The following is an 18,328-nucleotide window of genomic DNA, read 5'->3' as shown; positions in this document are numbered from 1 at the left end:
AATTGTGCCCTTAAGGGGCTGTCTGATTGCGGATAAGTTCGTAACAGACAGCCCCTTAATCATTTTACACACTTATGAGCTTAGTTAAATTAAATATCAAAGGGATTTCTTATAGCCAGACACAAAACGGTGCCTATGCTCTTATCCTGAATGAAGTTGATGGAGAACGCAAGCTTCCCATTGTGATCGGCGCCTTTGAAGCTCAGTCTATTGCCATTGCCCTTGAAAAGGAGATCAAACCTCCCCGACCGTTAACCCATGACCTTTTTAAGAATTTCGCAGACCGTTTCGACATCGTGGTCAAACAAGTGATCATTCACAAACTGGTAGATGGGGTTTTCTATTCCAGTATCATCTGCGAACGCGATAAGATCGAAGAGATCATCGATGCACGTACCAGTGATGCCATTGCTTTGGCATTGCGATTTAACGCCCCCATCTTTACCTATAAGAACATTCTGGACAAGGCGGGAATATACCTCAAGTTCACTCCAAAGGAAGAGAACGAGGAACACGAAGAAAGCATCATTGTAGACGAAGTGCTCAGTGGTGAAGAAAAACCCTCCCAGGGAAGCGGAGAAGACTACCGCACCTATTCCCTCCAGGAATTGTATTCCCTGCTCGACGGGGCCGTAGGTAATGAAGATTACGAAAAGGCCGCCAAGATCCGAGATGAGATCTCCAGAAGAGAGCAGAACTAGGGATAAAACCTTTCAATGCCTGGAATTATTTTAGCAAACAAAATTCAGAACACTTTGAGAACACTTCTGATCGCTTTACTCGCATTACTAAGCAGTACTGTTATATTTTCCCAGGAATTGGAAAAAACCTGGACTCTTGAAGACAACACATCGACCAACATTCCGCATACCATCGAATTCACCGATGGGGATTTTGAGATGCTGCACCTTGCCGACACCATCATGTATAAAGGCAATTACTTTGTACAGCAAAACAACCTCCTCCTCTATTTTGACGAGCCTGCAGACAGTACGTCTCGCTTTAAAATTCGGACCCTGACCGATTCGACCCTTACCCTGGAACACAAAACAGGAATACTCTCCTATCTTACGAACAAACCTATGGCACCAACAAGCCTTACGGAAGCCCCCGGCCTTATTCCAAGTACCGGGCTCAGCATGAGCAGCATCCTGAGAGGAGCCCTGGGGATGTTCGTACTCATTTTCATCGCATGGCTCTTCAGCAACAATCGCAGGGCAATACGCTGGAAAACTGTGGCCATAGGCCTGGCGGCACAGCTGCTACTAGCTGTTGGAGTATTACTTATACCCTTTGTTCAGAGCGGCTTCGAATGGGTCGGAGGCATCTTCGTGCTCATCCTCGACTTCACCAAAGCGGGTAGTGAGTTCTTACTGGGAGGCATGATGGATGTTAGCTCATACGGATTCATCTTCCTGTTTCAGATCCTGCCAACCATTATCTTCTTCTCTGCGTTAACCTCCGTACTGTTTTACCTGGGGGTGATCCAGATCGTGGTAAAAGGACTTGCCATGCTACTGTCCAAAACCCTTGGGATATCCGGAGCAGAAAGTCTGTCTGTGGCGGGTAATATATTCCTGGGCCAAACTGAAGCCCCACTTATGATCAAAGCCTACCTGGAACGCATGACCCGATCAGAGATCCTCCTGGTCATGGTTGGTGGTATGGCTACCGTTGCCGGTGGTGTACTCGCCGCCTACATCGGATTCCTGGGTGGTGATGACCCTGAACTGCGCGTACAATTTGCAAAACACCTCCTTGCCGCCTCCGTAATGGCCGCACCCGGAGCTATCGTAATATCCAAGATACTTCACCCGCAGCAGCAGGAAGTAGACACTAATGTAGAGGTCTCTTCCGAAAAAATAGGGAGCAATATCCTAGACGCCATCGCCAATGGAACGACTGAAGGACTGCGACTGGCCGCTAATGTAGGAGCCATGCTCCTGGTGTTTATCGCCTTTATCGCCATGATCAATTATTTTCTGAATTGGGTTGGCGGATTCACCACGCTAAATGACCTTCTCGCTACCCACACCCCCTATAACAGCTTTTCGTTAGAAAGTATTCTGGGGATCATTTTCGCCCCGCTCATGTGGGCTATAGGGGTTGCCCAGGAAGACATCATGCTCATGGGACAATTGCTCGGAATAAAACTCGCAGCCAGCGAATTCGTGGGCTATGTGCAGCTGGCCGAACTCAAGGACGCCAGTTCTGCCATTAACTTCACCTATAACAAATCGGTGATCATGGCCACTTATATGCTTTGCGGATTTGCCAATTTTGCCTCTATCGGTATACAGATCGGAGGTATCGGCTCTCTCGCTCCCGGACAACGAAAAACACTTTCTGAATTCGGACTCAAAGCTGTACTTGGCGGATCCTTAGCCTCCCTCATGTCGGCGACCATTGCCGGAATGATCATTGGTTAAACCGTTGATAATTTTTTGATAACTAGACCGGTTAAACACTTCTCCGGATAAGGCCTTATGCCTATATTCGCCACGGAGGTGATTTCTTAGATCCCTGCACCCGAATTATTAATATTAAAATACCCGAACAGGATGAAACAATATCACGACCTGCTAAAACACGTACTGGAACATGGAGTAGAAAAGGAAGACCGCACAGGAACCGGTACAAAAAGTGTATTCGGGTATCAAATGCGTTTCGACCTGTCTGAAGGTTTCCCGATGGTCACCACCAAAAAGCTCCACCTCAAATCGATCATCCATGAACTGTTATGGTTCCTTAACGGCGATACCAACATCAAGTACCTTCAGGAGAACGGCGTTCGCATCTGGAACGAATGGGCCAACGAAAACGGAGACCTCGGCCCTGTATACGGCCATCAATGGCGCAATTGGAATTCTGAAGATATCGACCAGATCACAGAGATCATCGAAACTCTGAAGACCAACCCAGACAGCCGCCGCATGTTGGTTTCCGCATGGAACCCCAGCGTGCTTCCCGATACTTCGGTTTCGTTCGAAGAGAATGTAGCCAACAACAAAGCGGCCCTCCCGCCCTGCCATGCCTTTTTCCAGTTTTACGTGGCCAATGGCAAGCTATCTTGTCAGCTTTACCAGCGCAGCGCAGATATCTTCCTGGGAGTGCCTTTCAATATTGCATCCTACGCCCTCCTCACCATGATGATGGCACAGGTATGCGGCTATGAAGCCGGTGAATTCATTCACACCTTTGGCGATGCTCATATCTACAACAATCATATGGATCAGGTAGCACTTCAATTGAGCAGAACACCGCGTGCCCTGCCACAAATGAAGATCAATCCTGAGGTTAAAAGCATCTTCGACTTCAAATTTGAAGACTTCACCCTGGAGAACTATGACCCGCACCCGCACATTAAAGCCAGCGTAGCGGTTTAGGACATGGAGAACGTCATATCTGCTGGGCAGCAGACAAAAAATAACCTTTAAAGACCACCCTTCCGGTGGTCTTTTTTATTGCGGTATCGGGGTGTTGAAATATTTTATTACGTACCTCCCTCTATATTAGCGCTTTATTCTTATTTTTAAGAAAAAAGCACAACAACCAAATATGATCATCACCAGCTCAATAATCACCGAATTCCTCCAAACCAGGCAGGCAACCGATGAGATCTGCGCCCCCCTGAAAATTGAAGACTACGTGGTACAACCTGTGCAGGATGTATCGCCCCCAAAATGGCATCTCGGACACACTACCTGGTTCTTTGAAACGTTCATACTTCAGAAATACAAACCGGGCTACGAACCTTATGACGAGCGCTACGCCTACATCTTTAACAGTTATTACGAAACTGCAGGAGACCATATCCTGAGAACAAAAAGAGGCAATCTTACACGTCCTACAGTAGAAGAGGTCTACGCCTACAGGGATTTTATCACCCAACAGCTTACCGAATTCCTGGAAGACCATCTCAACGAAGAGATCCATGAAGTGGTTACCCTGGGAATCCACCACGAGAAGCAGCACCAGGAACTACTGCTTACAGACATCAAATACATCCTTGGCCATAATCCTTTACTTCCACGATATTCCCAAACCTTCGAAGAACACGATCTGGAGAAGCAAAAGCCAAAATGGCTACGTGTAAACAAGGGCCTTTACGAGATCGGCCATAACGGTCATGACTTTTGCTTTGACAACGAGCTCAAAGCTCACAAGGTACATCTCATACCGTACAAGATCAGCAACAAACTGGTAACCAATGGGGAGTTCATGGAATTCATGGCGAGTGGCGGTTACGACAATGTAGAACTCTGGCACGCCGAAGGCTGGGACTGGATCAAGAGAGAAGGCATTCGCTCACCGCTGTATTGGTACTGGCACAAGAACCGATGGAAACACTACACCCTTAAAGGATACAAAGAAATAGATCCGGAAAGTCCGGTGACGCACATCTCGTACTACGAGGCAGCAGCTTTTGCACGCTGGCAGGATGCCAGACTCCCGACAGAATTCGAGTGGGAGGTTGCCCAGGACCGATTTGACTGGGGAAAACGCTGGGAGTGGACAGACAGTAGCTACCAGCCCTACCCCGGTTTTAAACCACAAAAGGGCACCCTGGGAGAATACAACGGTAAATTCATGATCAACCAAAAGGTGTTGCGGGGCGCTTCTGTGGCCACCTCAAAAAATCACAGCAGGCCAACCTACCGTAATTTCTTCCACCCCCATTTAAGGTGGCAGTTCACCGGGATCAGACTTGCCAAATAACGGCCTTCATGAAATCGGAACAGCATCCAATAACGGTTAAAAGTACTTTCGAAAAAGATGTTTTTGAAGGGCTCACAGCCTATCCAAAATACCTACTTTCCAAATACATTTACGACAAAAGAGGAGACGCCCTCTTCCAGGAGATCATGGCACTGCCGGAGTACTACCTTACCCGCGCCGAGTACGACCTGCTGGATACCAATAAACGCGATATCGCTGCACTTTTTGAAGATCCCGATGGCTTTGACCTTATCGAACTGGGGGCCGGAGACGGCAAAAAAACAAAACTGGTGCTAAGCGAACTACTGTATCGCAAGGCCGATTTCACTTATATTCCTATTGACATAAGCCTTAATGCTCTCGACAAACTCACCCTCTGCCTGAAACAAGAACTACCGGAACTCGAAGTTCAACCGGGACAGGGCATGTACTTCGATGTCTTAAAGCGATTGAGCAGTTATAATCGCAGAAAAAAGGTGATCATGGTCCTGGGATCCAACATCGGCAACCTGCTTCATCCAAAAGCCATCGAATTTCTCAAAAAGATCAAAGACAGCCTTAGCAGGAACGATCTGTTGTTCATGGGGTTTGATCAGAAAAAAGAGCCTTCGGTGATCTTAAACGCCTATAATGATCCTACAGGAGTTACAGCAGCATTCAATAAAAACCTTTTGGTGAGGATCAACAGGGAGCTAGATGCTAATTTCGATATCGACAACTTCAAACACTGGGAAAGTTACGATCCGGAAACAGGCACTGCCAAGAGCTTCCTGGTAGCGCAAACCAAAATGGAGGTGACCATTAAAAAACTGGACCTTACCATAACCTTCGACCCCTGGGAAACCATACATACAGAAATTTCTCAAAAATACGACGACAGAACAGTGAGTTGGCTCGCCAACGAAGCCGACTTGAGAATAAGCAGGATATTTCAAAGTCCTGATGGTGGCTACAAGAATTATGTTTTTACAATGAAGTAAGATAGATCATGGAACGTCCGAACCTTATTAACACACACCAGAACAAGCTTCATCACCTCGCCCAATTCCCGGCTGCCTTCGGAGCAAGCTTTTTACCCGCCCGTGAAGATCACAGTCAAACTACTATGGAATGGAGTATCGCAAAGAGCTCCCTGATATCGCAAACCTATCAAGACGTTCACCTCGAGCTGGAATACCCCGGACTCATGTTCCATCTGGTGCATAAAGACAAGAAACATTCCTACGATCCCCTGGGAGCTACCCTCAGTGATCTGGATCACTGGATACGGGAAACCCTCTCGGAGGTCGGAATCGACCCATCTCCTTTTTCCCGGGATATGGGATTTACCTTATCCACTCCCGTCGATGTATTTATAAGCCTGGACAACGACGATGAAAAGATCTTACTGCAACTCACAGAAGAGCGCAATATTGCACAGAAAGCGCTAAGCACGCTCAGTGAAGAGAGTGAGATGACTTGTTCTGAAATACGGGTATGGCCGCATCATTTTGACACTGCGATGCTCATGTATCCCGAAGCGAAAAACAAGCATAAAGGAATATCTCTGGGTTACTCCCCGGCCAATGCGGTCTCCAACACACCGTATTATTATGCCAGCGCCTGGTCTGACAAGGAGATCGATCACAGCGCCCTTCCGGAGTTAAAACACGGCTATTGGCATCTCAACAAATGGAAAGGCGCCCTGATCCCTGTAAACCAGGCCCTGGACCTAAGGGTGATCATTGCCTTCTACGAAGATGTTGTCCCGACTCTCAAGAACCGATTGTGATCAAACGCTGAGCACAGCATTTTCGGCTCCTGCATAGTCGTTCCAACGATAGGCATCGGCCTCTGCTTCATTCACATAAGCGCCATCTATGAGGTAACGAAATTCGTATGAATTGTCTACAGGAATATTAATAGTCCCTTTAAAGTTTCCGTTCTTCAGCTTTTTCAGGTCTGCCTTGGCAGGATCCCAATCGTTGAAGTCACCAACTACTGCCACCTTATTAGCTTCCGCTGCCGGAACGGTAAAGGTTACCTTACATACCGGCTTCGATTTTAGATACTGCTTAGAAATTGCCATAATATAAATTGTTTAAGCGATTTTATGAGAGCAAATTTATCAATAAAGCACACCCAAACAACTGCTTTACAAAGAATTAGCAATTTCCTAAAATAGACAACTTCAAAACAACAGATCATTAAAAAATGAGTGCTATTTCTACTCCTTTCTAATTCCCCGAACTCTTTTTAAGAATATTCAACAGCCGATCGACCTCTTCTTTTTTATTGTAAAAATGAAATCCTACGCGCATTTTACCTCCTCGTACTGCAAAAATCACCTCCCGGGATTCCAGTGCGCTTTGCTGCTTCTCATTAACCTCCAAGGCGAAGAAAGGAGCGTGCTCCTTACGTTCCATGATACGGGGATCGAGAAAACCATGAGATGTTAGTTGTTCCCCTGCATAAGACCGCAGTATCTTTAGCTCTGATGCGATCTCCTGCACCCCTGTTTCCTGCAATAATTCAATAGCCCTCTTCAGACTCCCCATGCTCAGGCTATCCAGATGGCCGGGCTCTACATGATTTTGCAAATGATCATTGTCTCTTAAAAAAGGTTCCGTTTGCGGCTCAAAGGGTAGGGTATGCGCATAAAAACGCTCGTCGACACCTGACCTTACCAAAAAGAAACCGTTACCCGTTCCGGCCAACAACCACTTATAACCACTTGCTCCCAGGATATCAATTCCGGAATCATCAAAATCAAAAACACCGGTACCCAGGTACTGCGTACCATCGGCCACAAAGAGGGTATCGGGGTACATCCCTTTGAGCTCTTTTATAAAATCACCGGCCAACTGCAATCCGTTTAGGTATTGCACCATACTAAACGCAAAAACATCGGGTACCGCTGTTTCAAAGGCTTTTAAAATGGCACCCTCCATCTCCGGGGATGCAGCCACCTTTCTCACCGAGCTAAAGCCCCCGGTGATCACCGGCCAGTTGAGGGAAGGATAATCTCCATCGAGCAACAAAAAAGAGGTTTTCTTATCCAAGCCTCCACACAATACCTTCCACCCAAAGGAGAAATTGGGCACCAGGTAAACCTTATCTGCGTCGACAGCACAATACGCTGCCACCGTTGATCGCACCTGATCAAGACCGGCAAGCGACCGCTCCTTGAACCTGCTCCCTCCTATGAGGTGATCCAGGTCATGCTCCTGGCGCCACTCCATGAGCTCTTCAGACAGCAAGCCATAGGCGGGAGTATTCAAGTAGGTATACTGTGCCGTATACGGAAAATGCATTGAAAATTTACCTTTCATCTTCTTATCGTTTAGTTTAAGGGTAGTACCGCAGAAAAATGATCTGCTTTGCGTAACTTTGTTACACACCTAAAGGTAATGAATATGCGCTCAAAGCAGAGATCCATCAAAGAGATCGACCCCGAGCAACACGAAATGCTCGAGAAGGCACAAAGCCGGATCAGGCAAAAAAAGCGATTGTATTATCACTTTGTTATTTTCCTGCTGGGCAGCGTCTTTATGATCGTACTCAACAAGGTGCTTAAATACGGTGAACAATACGATTGGTTTGTATGGGCCATTTCCGGATGGGCTTTTCTGTTCATCATCCACTTCATCAACGTATATATCACCTCTGTATTCTTAGGAAAGGAATGGGAGCGTGAGCAGCGTGAGAAGTTGGTGCTCAAACAAAAAACGCGTATTGCAGCATTACAAAAGGAAGTTGAAAAAGAACACCCCTTACCTCAAGACCCAACTAAAACACCCGAATAAATGATTACCATGATCGCGGCAGCAGCCGAGAACAATGCCCTGGGCAAAGACAACGATTTGGTCTGGCACCTTCCGGACGATTTTAAACGATTTAAAACCCTTACTACCGGCCATTATATCCTTATGGGCCGTAAGACCTTCGAGAGTTTCCCTAAGCTTCTTCCAAAACGCACTCACGTAGTGATCACCAGGCAAAAGGACTATGCTCCTGAAGGTTGTATCGTGACCAACAGCCTTGACAAGGCTATTGAAATTGCGAAAGACGACCCACAGCCGTTCATTATCGGTGGAGGCGAGATCTACAAGCAAGGCATGGAAAAAGCAGATATGATCGAGCTCACCAGGGTACACGGTGAGTTTGAAGCAGACACCTATTTCCCGGAGATCGACGAAAACGAGTGGGAGCTTGTCGGAGAAGAGTTTCACCCAGCAGACGATCGTCATAACTACGCTTTCACCTACCTCACATACAAAAGAAGGAACTGATCCATGCTACCAGAAACGGTACGGTGCGATATCGAACAGCAACTGGGGACTATTACCGGCGATCCAAGTACACTGCACGGCGGTGACATCAATAATGTTTTCCTTGTCAACATCGCTAACGACAGGGTGGTCATTAAAACCCACGCAACCCCTTATCCCGGAATGTACGAGGCGGAAGCCAGCGGATTGATCGCGCTTTCAAAGGCAGCGGGATTTCGCATCCCCAAAGTGCACTATACCTGCGATGCGTATATCGCTCTTGAATACATTACTCCTGGGCCGCAGCAGCAGGTGAAAGGGGCAGCCCTGGGTATAGCCCTGAGCAGCTTACACCAGACTACTTCTGAAGTTTATGGTTGGGATCACGACAACTACATAGGCAGCCTGCCTCAATCGAATGCCCAACATAAGGACGGAATTGCCTTTTACAGAGAAGAGCGCCTGTTACCGCAATTTAAACGCGCAAAGAACAAAGGCTTCACCTTTCGCAATCTGGATACCTTTCTGAAAAATCTGGATGATCTCATTCCACAAGAACCTGCCTCCCTCATTCACGGAGACCTGTGGAGCGGGAATTTCATGGTAAGCGACCGGGGAGAACCTTGTCTGATTGACCCCGCCACCTGTTATGCCAACAGAGAAATGGACCTTGCTATGATGGCCCTATTCGGTGGATTTCCTAAAAATTACACCGATAGCTATAACGAGGCTTATGCACTTTACCCCCGCTGGAAAGAACGCATCCCGCTTTGGCAGCTGTATTACATCCTGGTACACCTCAATCTTTTTGGTGCCGGATATTACTCGAGGTGTATGCAGATCATTAAAAGGTATTCCTAATCACCCAGCCCGCCGGGATACAAGGATTAGGGAATAGGGAATAGGGAATAGGGAATAGGGAATAGGGAATAGGGAATAGGGAATGGGGGAATTGGAATTGGGAGTAAGGAATTGGGAGTAGGGAATTGGAATTGGGAGAAGTGCCTGAAACACCTCAGGAACGGAATACTCCAGTTTCTTCACCTCCTTTACCCTCTTTACATCTTCACCCCTTTACCTCTTTACCCTCTCACACTCCGTAGCTTTAGCGAAGGAGTGCTTTACCTCCTTTATGAGATCGCCGCGTTCACTGCGCTCACTCGTGAAGACAAAACACCACATTCATCATTCAGGATCCACCATCAAATCGTTATTTTCTCTACCGTATAAGAATCCTCCACATCTGTAAGGAAGGAACTAAGAAGCTGCGGATCGCTATTCGTATAAAACTTAAGCGCTGCCTTTCCTGAGGGTCGATCGGCAAGGAGATCGTGTTTTTCGAGTATCCTTTTGGTCTGGGCTGCCACTGCCCTGCCGCTATCGATAATATTCACGTGAGTCGGAAGAATTTCCTTAATACGCCTTATGAGATAAGGATAATGGGTACACCCGAGCACCAGGTGGTCGATCCCTGCAGTGATCATAGGTGCCAGGTAGCGGTGTAACAGTTCGGTCATCTCATCAGAGTCTATACGTCCCTGCTCGATAAGCGGCACGAGTCCGTCACCCATCTGTTCGATCACCCTGATCCCTGAGGCGTAGTTTCCCGAGGTCTTTGCAAAAAGCTCACTGCTCAGGGTCCCACGGGTAGCAAGCACCCCCACGGCCCCACTTCGGGTATGCAGTGCAGCAGGTTTTATGGCCGGTTCGATACCAATAAAGGGCAGGTCGTAATTGCTCCTTAAATAAGCAATGGCATTGGTGGTAGCCGTATTACAAGCTACAACGATGAGCTTACATCCTTTGGAGAGCAACCATTCTGTATTTTTAATACTCAGATCGAGTATCTCGGGCTTACTGCGTTCTCCATAGGGAGCATTGGCACTATCGGCAAGGTACACTGTAGATTCACCGGGCAAAAGCCCGTGGAGTTCCTTCCAGATCGAAGTCCCCCCTACCCCTGAGTCGAATATTCCGATAGGCTTTTGGTTCATGAAGTCTAAAAATAAAAAAACTGCCCGCATTGACGCGGGCAGTTCTCAAAAATATTTTACACGGATCTTTACTTAGAATCCGAGAGCCGCTTTAACATCGGCAGTGATATCGGTACCTTCAGCAAGGATGATCCCTGATCCGCTTGAAGCGTCAAGAACGTAGTTAAATCCTTTGTCTCTTCCTACTTTCTGGATCACGTCATTCACTTTTCTAAGGATCGGCTCGAGAAGCTCCATTTTCTTTTTCTCGATCTCCTGAGCAGCTACCTGCTGTGCCTGCTGAATGTTAGCCTGCATTCCCTGGATCTCCTGAGCTCTCTTAGCGTTCTCCTGATCGGTCTTAGAAGCAGCTTCGTTCTCATAAAGCTGAGCTTTGTTCTGAAGCTCCTGGAATGTAGATCTTATATCGGCTTCATAGCTTTTTCCTAATTTCTGTAGCTCAGCCTCTGCAGCCTTCATTTCCGGCATTTCGGCCATAAGTTGGTCAACAAAGATGTGAGCCACTTTGGTTTGCGCATTGGCGAAACTCATCGATCCTACTGCAATTACAACGGCAATTACTAACGTCTTTAAGTGTTTCATGGTGTTTAAATTTCAAAAATAGATTTAGTATTATTTTTATTTATTTTCTTCTGTACTCCCGGAGTTTTCTTCTCCATTTTCTTCTTTCTTCTTCTCTTCTCTCGCCTTACGCTTGGCTTCGCGCTCCTCGAGCATTTTCTTTCTGCGTTCTTCGTATGCTTTCTTACGCTCTTCGATCTGCTTTAACTTGGCAGCTCTTCGGGCTTCAATGATCGAATCCCTTTCGGAAACCTTTTCTTCATAAGCGCTTTTTCTGGCCTTAAGTTCCGGGTCTTCCTCTTTATAGGCATCCATCACCGAAGGCTCACCATTACGCTGTGTGGTCTTACGGGTCACATCGATCATACGCAATACCTGGTCGCTCAGGTCATAGCGCTTTTCTGCAAAGAGCATGACCACATCGGCAGAACGATCGAAAATAAAATCGTACTTGCGACTTTGGGCGAGTTCCTGAACTGCACTGAACACCTGGTCTTGCACAGGTTTCACCAGTTGTGTACGTTGACGCACCAGGTCGCCTTGCGGCCCGAAACGATCCTGTTGATAGTCCAGCACTTCTTGTTCAAGGGCCTTGATCTCCAGTTCACGCTCTTCGATAAGCTCTTTGGTTAAAAGAATACGCTCGGTATCGAGGTCTTGTCTCATCTGGTCAATAGCCAGTTGTTGTTCTTCGACCTCTTGTTTCCAGCGATCTACTTTTTTCTCAAGCAGTTCATTGGCCACCTTATACTCCTGCACCTGTGCCAGGATGTAATCCATATCAACATAACCGATACGAACACTTCTCTGGGCACTAACGGCCTGAAGCATTAAGGTTGAAAGCAATAAAAAAAGAACTTTTATTCTCATGGGACTTTCTGTTTTGTTCCTTTGGTAAACCAGGATCAAAATAAGCATTTAATCCCGATCGGAAAGCAGCCCAAATATATTAACAGCGATTTACTTATAGAAAATATCGTGCCAAAAATTAAAACTGCTGTCCTATGATAAAGTGGGTTTGCCATCCACTGATCTCCTGCTCACCCGGTACTCTGTCGAATCCATATCCAAAGTCGATCCCAAGAAGACCGAAGGCAGGCATAAAGATCCTGATCCCTAAACCGGCCGATCTTTTCAACTCGAAAGGATTGTACTGCTGGTAGTCGTCAAATCCGGCTCCACCCTCTGCAAATCCAAGTGCGTAGATCGAAGCCGAAGGCTTTAAGGTGATCGGGTAACGCAATTCAAGTGAGAACTTATTATAAATAGCCGAACCGTCTACGGTAGACAGCTGTTGGTTAGGATAACCTCTCAACTGAATGTTCTCCCTACCATCCAGGGTAAAGTTTCCGAGTCCGTCACCTCCAAGGAAGAAACGCTCGAACGGGATCACTCCACGATCCTGGTTATAGGCTCCGAGGAATCCAAATTCGAATCCACTTTTCAGCACCAGCTTTTCAATGATATTGGTATACCACGCACCGGTGAACTTGATCTTGTAAAATTCAAGCCAATCCAGCTTTTTCTGAGAGATCTTCCCTTCATCAGGAACCACCTCACCCTGCTCATTAAGGGTTTGGTATTCGGGATCGTTCTCCAGATTAGCATAGTCAACTCCGTTAAACAATGAATACGGAGGTGTTAACTTAAGACTGATATTAAACTGCGAACCACTCATTGGGAAGATCGGGTTTACCGAGGTATTATTCCTTGTGAGGGCAACGGTATAAGCAAAGTTCTTTGCATTTCCGTTTCCGTCAGGGAAAGGGAAAAGCGAAATAAAGTAATTCTTCAGTTCGTATTGCTGAAAGGTAAGGGCGTGCGAAAGCTGGAAGCTATCGTCCGGCCATCTCAACCGCTTCGCCAATCCGAGGGTGACCCCGTTAATTGCAAAACGCTGATCGCGATCTACATCCCTGGTAAGCGGATTGAACTGGAACTGAAGGGTCCTTGAAAGCGACACAGAGAACTGTACCGGCTTTTTACCTCCCCACCACGGTTCTGAGAAAGAGAAACTATAGGTCTGGAAGAATCTACTCGCCTGTAAACGCAGCGATAAACGCTGTCCGTCACCCATTGGGATCGGTTTATAGGCATCTTTATTAAACAGGTCTTTGATCGCAAAGTTATTGAATGACAGTCCGAGGGTACCAATGAAGCCTCCTCCACCGTATCCACCCTGGAGTTCGATCTGCGAAGACCCCTGCTCCTGCACTCCGTACTGCAGATCTACAGTTCCTTCCTGCGGATTGGGATTAAGTACCTGGATATCTATGCTTTCAGGATCGAAGAATCCCATTTGACCAAGCTCTCTGATCGTACGAACCACACGATCTTTAGAATAAAGCTGTCCCGGACGGGTTCTCAGCTCCCTGTAGATCACATGATCATTGGTCTTATCGTTTCCAATAACATCAACGCGATTCAAATAAGCCTGCTTTCCTTCGTTCACACGAATTTCAAAATCGATGGTGTCGTTCACAGCCGCAACCTCTACCGTATTGATCGAAGAGAAAAGATATCCTGTATTCTGGTATAGGTTTTCAATAGTGTTGGCGTCGGGATTAGGATCGCTCACCTGTTCGGCAAGAAGCACCCCGTTATACACCTCTCCCTTACCGATACCCAGAAGGTTTTGAAGGTAGGCGTCGGTGTAGGCAGCATTCCCTACAAAATCGATATCACCAAAGTAGTAACGGCTTCCCTCTTCAACATCTATAGCTATAGAAATGGTATTATCGTCATTATAGATAATAGAATCTGAAACAATTCTGGCATCGCGGTAACCGTTCTCCTTATATTTATTAACGATACCCTTAAGGTCTTCCTGGTAATCTTCGGGAATGAACTTTGATTTTTTCCAGAAGCGTCCAAAGAATTTCTCTTTGGTGTTCTTCATGGACTTTTTCACCTTGGCATTGTTGAGCTTCTCATTTCCGGAGATCTGGATATCATTTATCTTCACTTTCTCTCCGGTATCAACATTGATCACCATTTTTACTCCGTTCGCCTGAGTGGTATCGGGAATGGTATTGATGTTCACCTTGGTATTGAGGTAACCCTCTTTCTTATATTTATTCACCAGGTAGTTTCGGGTATTCGACAAGAACCCTTCGGTTACTTTCTCTCCCTTCTTAACATCGGCTTCTTTTAAAACCGCCTCTGCCTTGCGCTCTTTTACACCTTTGATCTTTACATCGGTAAGGGTAGGCAATTCTACGATCTCGAGTTCAAGAAAGATCTTATCACCCTCGATACGGGTTTGGTAGAAATTAATATCGCTAAAGAGTCTGAGTCCCCAGAGCCTGTTAATGATCTCACTCAGATCTTCACCGGGAATAGTGATCTCCTGTCCAACACGCAGTCCTGTAAAGGTAAGTACGGTTTGTTCGTTAAAACTTTTGAGTCCCGTAACTTCGAGTCCTCCAAGGGTATAGGTCTTACCCTGTTCGTATGAGGTATCCTGAGCCGTTACTACTGTAGTCATTGCTGTGAACAGGACCACAAAAAATACACTTAAAAATCTTTTAAGCATGATATTTTCAGCTAAGTTGTTCGCTTGTCTTTCCAAATCTGCGCTCTCGGTTTTGATAATTTAAAATTGCTTCGAACAAGTGTTCTTCGGTAAAATCGGGCCATAAGGTACTGGTAAAGTACAATTCGGCATAGGCGATCTGCCACAAAAGAAAATTGCTTATCCGATGTTCTCCACTGGTACGGATAAGCAAGTCTACATCTGGCAGGTTGTGGGTATAAAGATGATTATTAATGAGCTTTTCATCAATATCATCCTTAGAAATTATGTTATTTTTAACTTTGTCTGCGATCTCTTGTACTGCGGTTTTCAGCTCTTCACGAGAACCATAGCTCAGGGCAAGGGTGAGGGTCATTCGTGAATTCTCACTGGTCTTATCCATCACTTCATGCAACTCTTGTCTCGCCTTCTCCGGCAATGCATTCAAATTACCAATGGCGTTGAGTCGGATATTGTTCTTGGTGAGGGTCTTCATTTCCTTTTTCAGCGAAGACACGAGAAGCTTCATCAGGGTCTGCACCTCCATTTTTGGGCGCTTCCAGTTCTCTGTAGAAAAGGCGTATAAGGTAAGGTTCTCAACTCCCAGACGGGCGCAGGCCTCTACGGTTCTGCGTACTGCCTTGGTACCATTCTCATGGCCAAAAATGCGCAGTTTCCCTTTTTGTTTTGCCCATCTTCCATTACCATCCATAATGATGGCAATATGCCTGGGCAGGTTTTCCTTATTAATTAGTTGTTCATTCATCAGACATCATTCATAACAACTGTAACACGGCTTGCGTATAAAGGTGTAGGTTAGGGTTACACCTGTAAATACATACCAGTCGTCACTGTACAAATTTCCAAATCGCTCAAAATTACTACCCGCCTGATCACCGGGATTACTCCCGTCGAGGTTATCGGTCAGGGCATACCTGGCCCCCACCTCTGCTCCCAGAACAAAATGCTGTCCGACCTTACCTTTAACCCCTACGGTCATCGGGAAGGCCACAGTACTTTTTCGTCCGTCGGCCAGCGCTGCTGTACCCGGAGCATTGTAATACAGGTTGTCGTGCATGAGAACCGATACACCACCGTGGAGATAGGGCGTGAACGGATGCCTGAAATCATGTAGGTTAAATTCCACAAAATTAAATTCCATACCGAGAGACACTTCGAGGGCTTTGTTCGTAAACCTGTAATTTCTTTGGTTACGCGCTGTACTCGAGGCATCTGCATCATCACCACTCAATTCTGAGTAGATCACACTTACACGGTATGAATAGCGATCGCTTAAATTCCACTTCCCTATACCTCCAACTGCCAGTTCGTTCGGATTAATATACCGTTCTGAACCTACATCGCCTATGGTATTAGACCCACCCAGGAAAACACCTAGTTCATAGGTTTGGGCATGGACCGCACAGGCAGCACAAAGCAGTATGGCAATAAGTAAGGCTCTCATATAATTCAAGGTTTGCAAATATATACAATATGACATACCAAAGGTAGTATCACGTGAATGAATCTGCTTTAAAAACAAAAATTTAGGGCAATTATTGCTCTTATAATTCGTTTTGGGGCACTATCAATTTCGCTTATCCTCTCCCCAAAGCAATTTCTGCCGCAGCGTATTTAAAAAACTCTCCTCTGTGAGGTATACCATTCCTATAGTAAATGGCGCTTTTTCGATCCTAATATCGGTATCGTTGTGCAAGGTGGCGATCCTGCTGTCCAGAGCGATCAAAAAATACTCCTCTCTCCCACTCACAGATAACCTTATATGGGTTTTATCGGGTATCACCAACGGCCTGGCACTCAGGTTATGGGGAGCTATTGGGGTGAGCACAAAGGCATCGGTCGCCGGGGTCACCACCGGACCGTTACAACTCAGAGAGTACCCGGTAGACCCGGTGGGTGTCGCGATAATGAGCCCGTCGGCCCAATAGGCCGTAAGGTATTCATCGTCAAGCCAGGTATTCACCGTGATCATAGACGTCGTATTCTTCCGGCTTACTGCAACTTCGTTCAGCGCGAAGTTCACCTCGGTCTGCTCCTCAACACCGGGAGTGGTGGTTACCTGCAGAAGGGATCGTCTGCGCACCTCGTATTCACCGGAAACCACTGCATTTACCGCTTTTTCGATATCGCCTTTTTGCACGGTCGATAAAAACCCTAACCTTCCGGTATTAACCCCCATGATAGGAATATCGAGATCTCTCACAAAAAGGACGGAGCGAAGCATGGTGCCATCGCCTCCAACACTTATAAACAGATCAAAGCTGTTATCGAGGTCGTAAAAAGAAGAAAAGGTATCGTAAGTGCGCTTGAGCACTCCGTGGCGCTCCAGGTCCTTGCAGTATTTACGCTCTATGTGTACTTCGGCATTTTTCTGTTGAAGCAGATCCAGCAATTCACTAACATAGATCGCAGCGTCTTCCTGGTAATACTGACCGTAAACTCCTATTTTCAAAAGTATGCTCTTTTATGATTGATTAATTTCTCTGAAGTATGCCTTAGGGGAAGTTTGGGGAACGATCAAATATTAAGGTAGCGATCGAGGTATTGAGAACGCTTTTTAAGCTCATCCAGATACGCATCATCCTCGGTACCTGAAACCACATTATAATTATACCGCCGGAAGGTTTGCAGGATCTCGTTCAATCCGGAAGACCCCACCTTAACCGTTACCTGGGTAATATCGTCGTGCATGTCTGAGATAAAAGCTCCCAGCACCCTGCCCTCATTACTCTCCACGATCTGGGAGATCTCACTAAACGAATAGTCGTTGGTCCCTTTTTCCACGATAAGCACCCCACCCTGCTCACTTAAGAACGGAGTTTCTCTGAATAGCCCTATGATATCTACCAATTCGTAATATCCGAGATAATTACCCTTGCGATCGAGAACCGGCATAACGTTCGAATCGCTCCTTGCAAAAGCCTCCAGCACATCGAGCCAAACCGTATGCTTACTCACAAAGAAATGATCGAGAAGATAGAGGTAATCACTTAACTTCTTCTCACTATCAAATCCCTCAACATCTTCTTCAGAAAGCAAACCCAGCAATTTCTCATCATCGACCACCGGGATATGGGAACAGGTTGTTTTTGCAAACAAGGCTGCAGCCATCCCTATGGTGTAATTAGGCAACAGGGGTAAACACTCGTTCGATATGTGTGATTGCAAATTCATTTCCCAATATTTCTTTAGCAAATTAATTAATTTATATAACAATAAAGCAGGCGAAGCTTCGTATTTTTGACAAGATTTTTTCAAACCTTGCAGAA

Annotated in this window: 19 protein-coding genes; 9 read left to right on the top strand and 10 right to left on the bottom strand. The window is 46.3% G+C overall.

Translation table 11 applies throughout. The annotated features are described in order from the left end of the window. Window positions 1-74: 74 nt before the first annotated feature. From IS446_RS06445 to IS446_RS06420, 6 genes are all read left to right on the top strand, one after another. The gene (locus tag IS446_RS06445; RefSeq protein WP_203059190.1) at window positions 75-701 is read left to right on the top strand and encodes a bifunctional nuclease family protein; all 627 of its coding nucleotides are present in this window, start codon (window positions 75-77) and stop codon (window positions 699-701) included. 54 nt (window positions 702-755) lie between these two features. Next, window positions 756-2,429, top strand: a complete 1,674-nt coding sequence (locus tag IS446_RS06440) for a NupC/NupG family nucleoside CNT transporter (RefSeq protein WP_235996426.1) — start codon at window positions 756-758, stop codon at window positions 2,427-2,429. 132 nt (window positions 2,430-2,561) lie between these two features. Next, entirely contained in the window at window positions 2,562-3,386 is an 825-nt protein-coding gene (locus tag IS446_RS06435; protein WP_203059188.1) for a thymidylate synthase, read from the top strand. Window positions 3,387-3,558: 172 nt separating this feature from the next. After that, window positions 3,559-4,719 (top strand): ergothioneine biosynthesis protein EgtB, encoded by a 1,161-nt coding sequence (gene egtB, locus IS446_RS06430; protein ID WP_203059187.1) that lies wholly within the window; start codon window positions 3,559-3,561, stop codon window positions 4,717-4,719. Window positions 4,720-4,727: 8 nt separating this feature from the next. Continuing rightward, the gene (locus IS446_RS06425) at window positions 4,728-5,699 is read left to right on the top strand and encodes an L-histidine N(alpha)-methyltransferase (protein WP_203059186.1); all 972 of its coding nucleotides are present in this window, start codon (window positions 4,728-4,730) and stop codon (window positions 5,697-5,699) included. 8 nt (window positions 5,700-5,707) lie between these two features. After that, window positions 5,708-6,490 carry a hypothetical protein gene (locus IS446_RS06420; protein ID WP_203059185.1) on the top strand — a complete coding sequence of 261 codons (783 nt, stop codon included), beginning with the start codon at window positions 5,708-5,710 and terminating at the stop codon, window positions 6,488-6,490. On the opposite strand, the gene IS446_RS06415 is transcribed toward IS446_RS06420, so the two are convergent. Beyond that, entirely contained in the window at window positions 6,491-6,787 is a 297-nt protein-coding gene (locus IS446_RS06415; protein ID WP_203059184.1) for an isoamylase early set domain-containing protein, read from the bottom strand. A 148-nt stretch (window positions 6,788-6,935) separates the two neighbouring features. Further along, complete coding sequence (locus IS446_RS06410; protein WP_203059183.1) at window positions 6,936-8,030, bottom strand: aminotransferase class V-fold PLP-dependent enzyme; 1,095 nt, start codon at window positions 8,028-8,030, stop codon at window positions 6,936-6,938. An 84-nt stretch (window positions 8,031-8,114) separates the two neighbouring features. On the opposite strand from IS446_RS06410, the gene IS446_RS06405 reads away from it, so the two are divergent. Genes IS446_RS06405 through IS446_RS06395 form a run of 3 tightly spaced genes read left to right on the top strand, consistent with a single transcriptional unit; the run spans window position 8,115 to window position 9,830 of the window. Continuing rightward, a complete protein-coding gene (locus IS446_RS06405) occupies window positions 8,115-8,504 on the top strand; it encodes a 2TM domain-containing protein (RefSeq protein WP_203059182.1) in 390 nt (129 codons plus the stop codon). Continuing rightward, window positions 8,505-8,990 (top strand): dihydrofolate reductase, encoded by a 486-nt coding sequence (locus IS446_RS06400; RefSeq protein WP_203059181.1) that lies wholly within the window; start codon window positions 8,505-8,507, stop codon window positions 8,988-8,990. Window positions 8,991-8,993: 3 nt separating this feature from the next. Continuing rightward, entirely contained in the window at window positions 8,994-9,830 is an 837-nt protein-coding gene (locus IS446_RS06395; protein ID WP_203059180.1) for a fructosamine kinase family protein, read from the top strand. A gap of 341 nt (window positions 9,831-10,171) precedes the next feature. Here IS446_RS06395 and murI read toward each other — a convergent pair whose 3' ends face one another. The 8 genes from murI to IS446_RS06355 form a co-directional block, all read right to left on the bottom strand. Further along, the gene (gene murI / locus IS446_RS06390; protein ID WP_203059179.1) at window positions 10,172-10,963 is read right to left on the bottom strand and encodes a glutamate racemase; all 792 of its coding nucleotides are present in this window, start codon (window positions 10,961-10,963) and stop codon (window positions 10,172-10,174) included. Window positions 10,964-11,035: 72 nt separating this feature from the next. Further along, entirely contained in the window at window positions 11,036-11,545 is a 510-nt protein-coding gene (locus tag IS446_RS06385; RefSeq protein ID WP_203059178.1) for an OmpH family outer membrane protein, read from the bottom strand. 36 nt (window positions 11,546-11,581) lie between these two features. After that, window positions 11,582-12,394, bottom strand: coding sequence for an OmpH family outer membrane protein (locus IS446_RS06380; RefSeq protein ID WP_203059177.1), 813 nt, complete (start codon window positions 12,392-12,394; stop codon window positions 11,582-11,584). 118 nt (window positions 12,395-12,512) lie between these two features. Beyond that, on the bottom strand, window positions 12,513-15,059 hold the full coding sequence (gene bamA / locus IS446_RS06375) for an outer membrane protein assembly factor BamA (protein ID WP_203059176.1): 2,547 nt from the start codon (window positions 15,057-15,059) through the stop codon (window positions 12,513-12,515). Window positions 15,060-15,066: 7 nt separating this feature from the next. Next, on the bottom strand, window positions 15,067-15,804 hold the full coding sequence (locus IS446_RS06370; protein WP_203059175.1) for an isoprenyl transferase: 738 nt from the start codon (window positions 15,802-15,804) through the stop codon (window positions 15,067-15,069). 6 nt (window positions 15,805-15,810) lie between these two features. Continuing rightward, window positions 15,811-16,503, bottom strand: coding sequence for a type IX secretion system protein PorG (gene porG / locus IS446_RS06365; RefSeq protein WP_203059174.1), 693 nt, complete (start codon window positions 16,501-16,503; stop codon window positions 15,811-15,813). A gap of 123 nt (window positions 16,504-16,626) precedes the next feature. After that, window positions 16,627-17,511, bottom strand: a complete 885-nt coding sequence (locus IS446_RS06360; protein WP_203059173.1) for an NAD kinase — start codon at window positions 17,509-17,511, stop codon at window positions 16,627-16,629. A gap of 65 nt (window positions 17,512-17,576) precedes the next feature. After that, window positions 17,577-18,233, bottom strand: coding sequence for a CBS domain-containing protein (locus tag IS446_RS06355; protein WP_203059172.1), 657 nt, complete (start codon window positions 18,231-18,233; stop codon window positions 17,577-17,579). Window positions 18,234-18,328 lie beyond the last annotated feature (95 nt).

Origin of the sequence: Robertkochia sediminum, from assembly GCF_016786255.1 — a bacterium.
In the GTDB taxonomy this organism is placed as follows: Bacteria; Bacteroidota; Bacteroidia; order Flavobacteriales; family Flavobacteriaceae; genus Robertkochia; species Robertkochia sediminum.
Note: the sequence above shows the minus strand (reverse complement) of the source record. Positions and strands in the feature narration are given on the sequence as shown.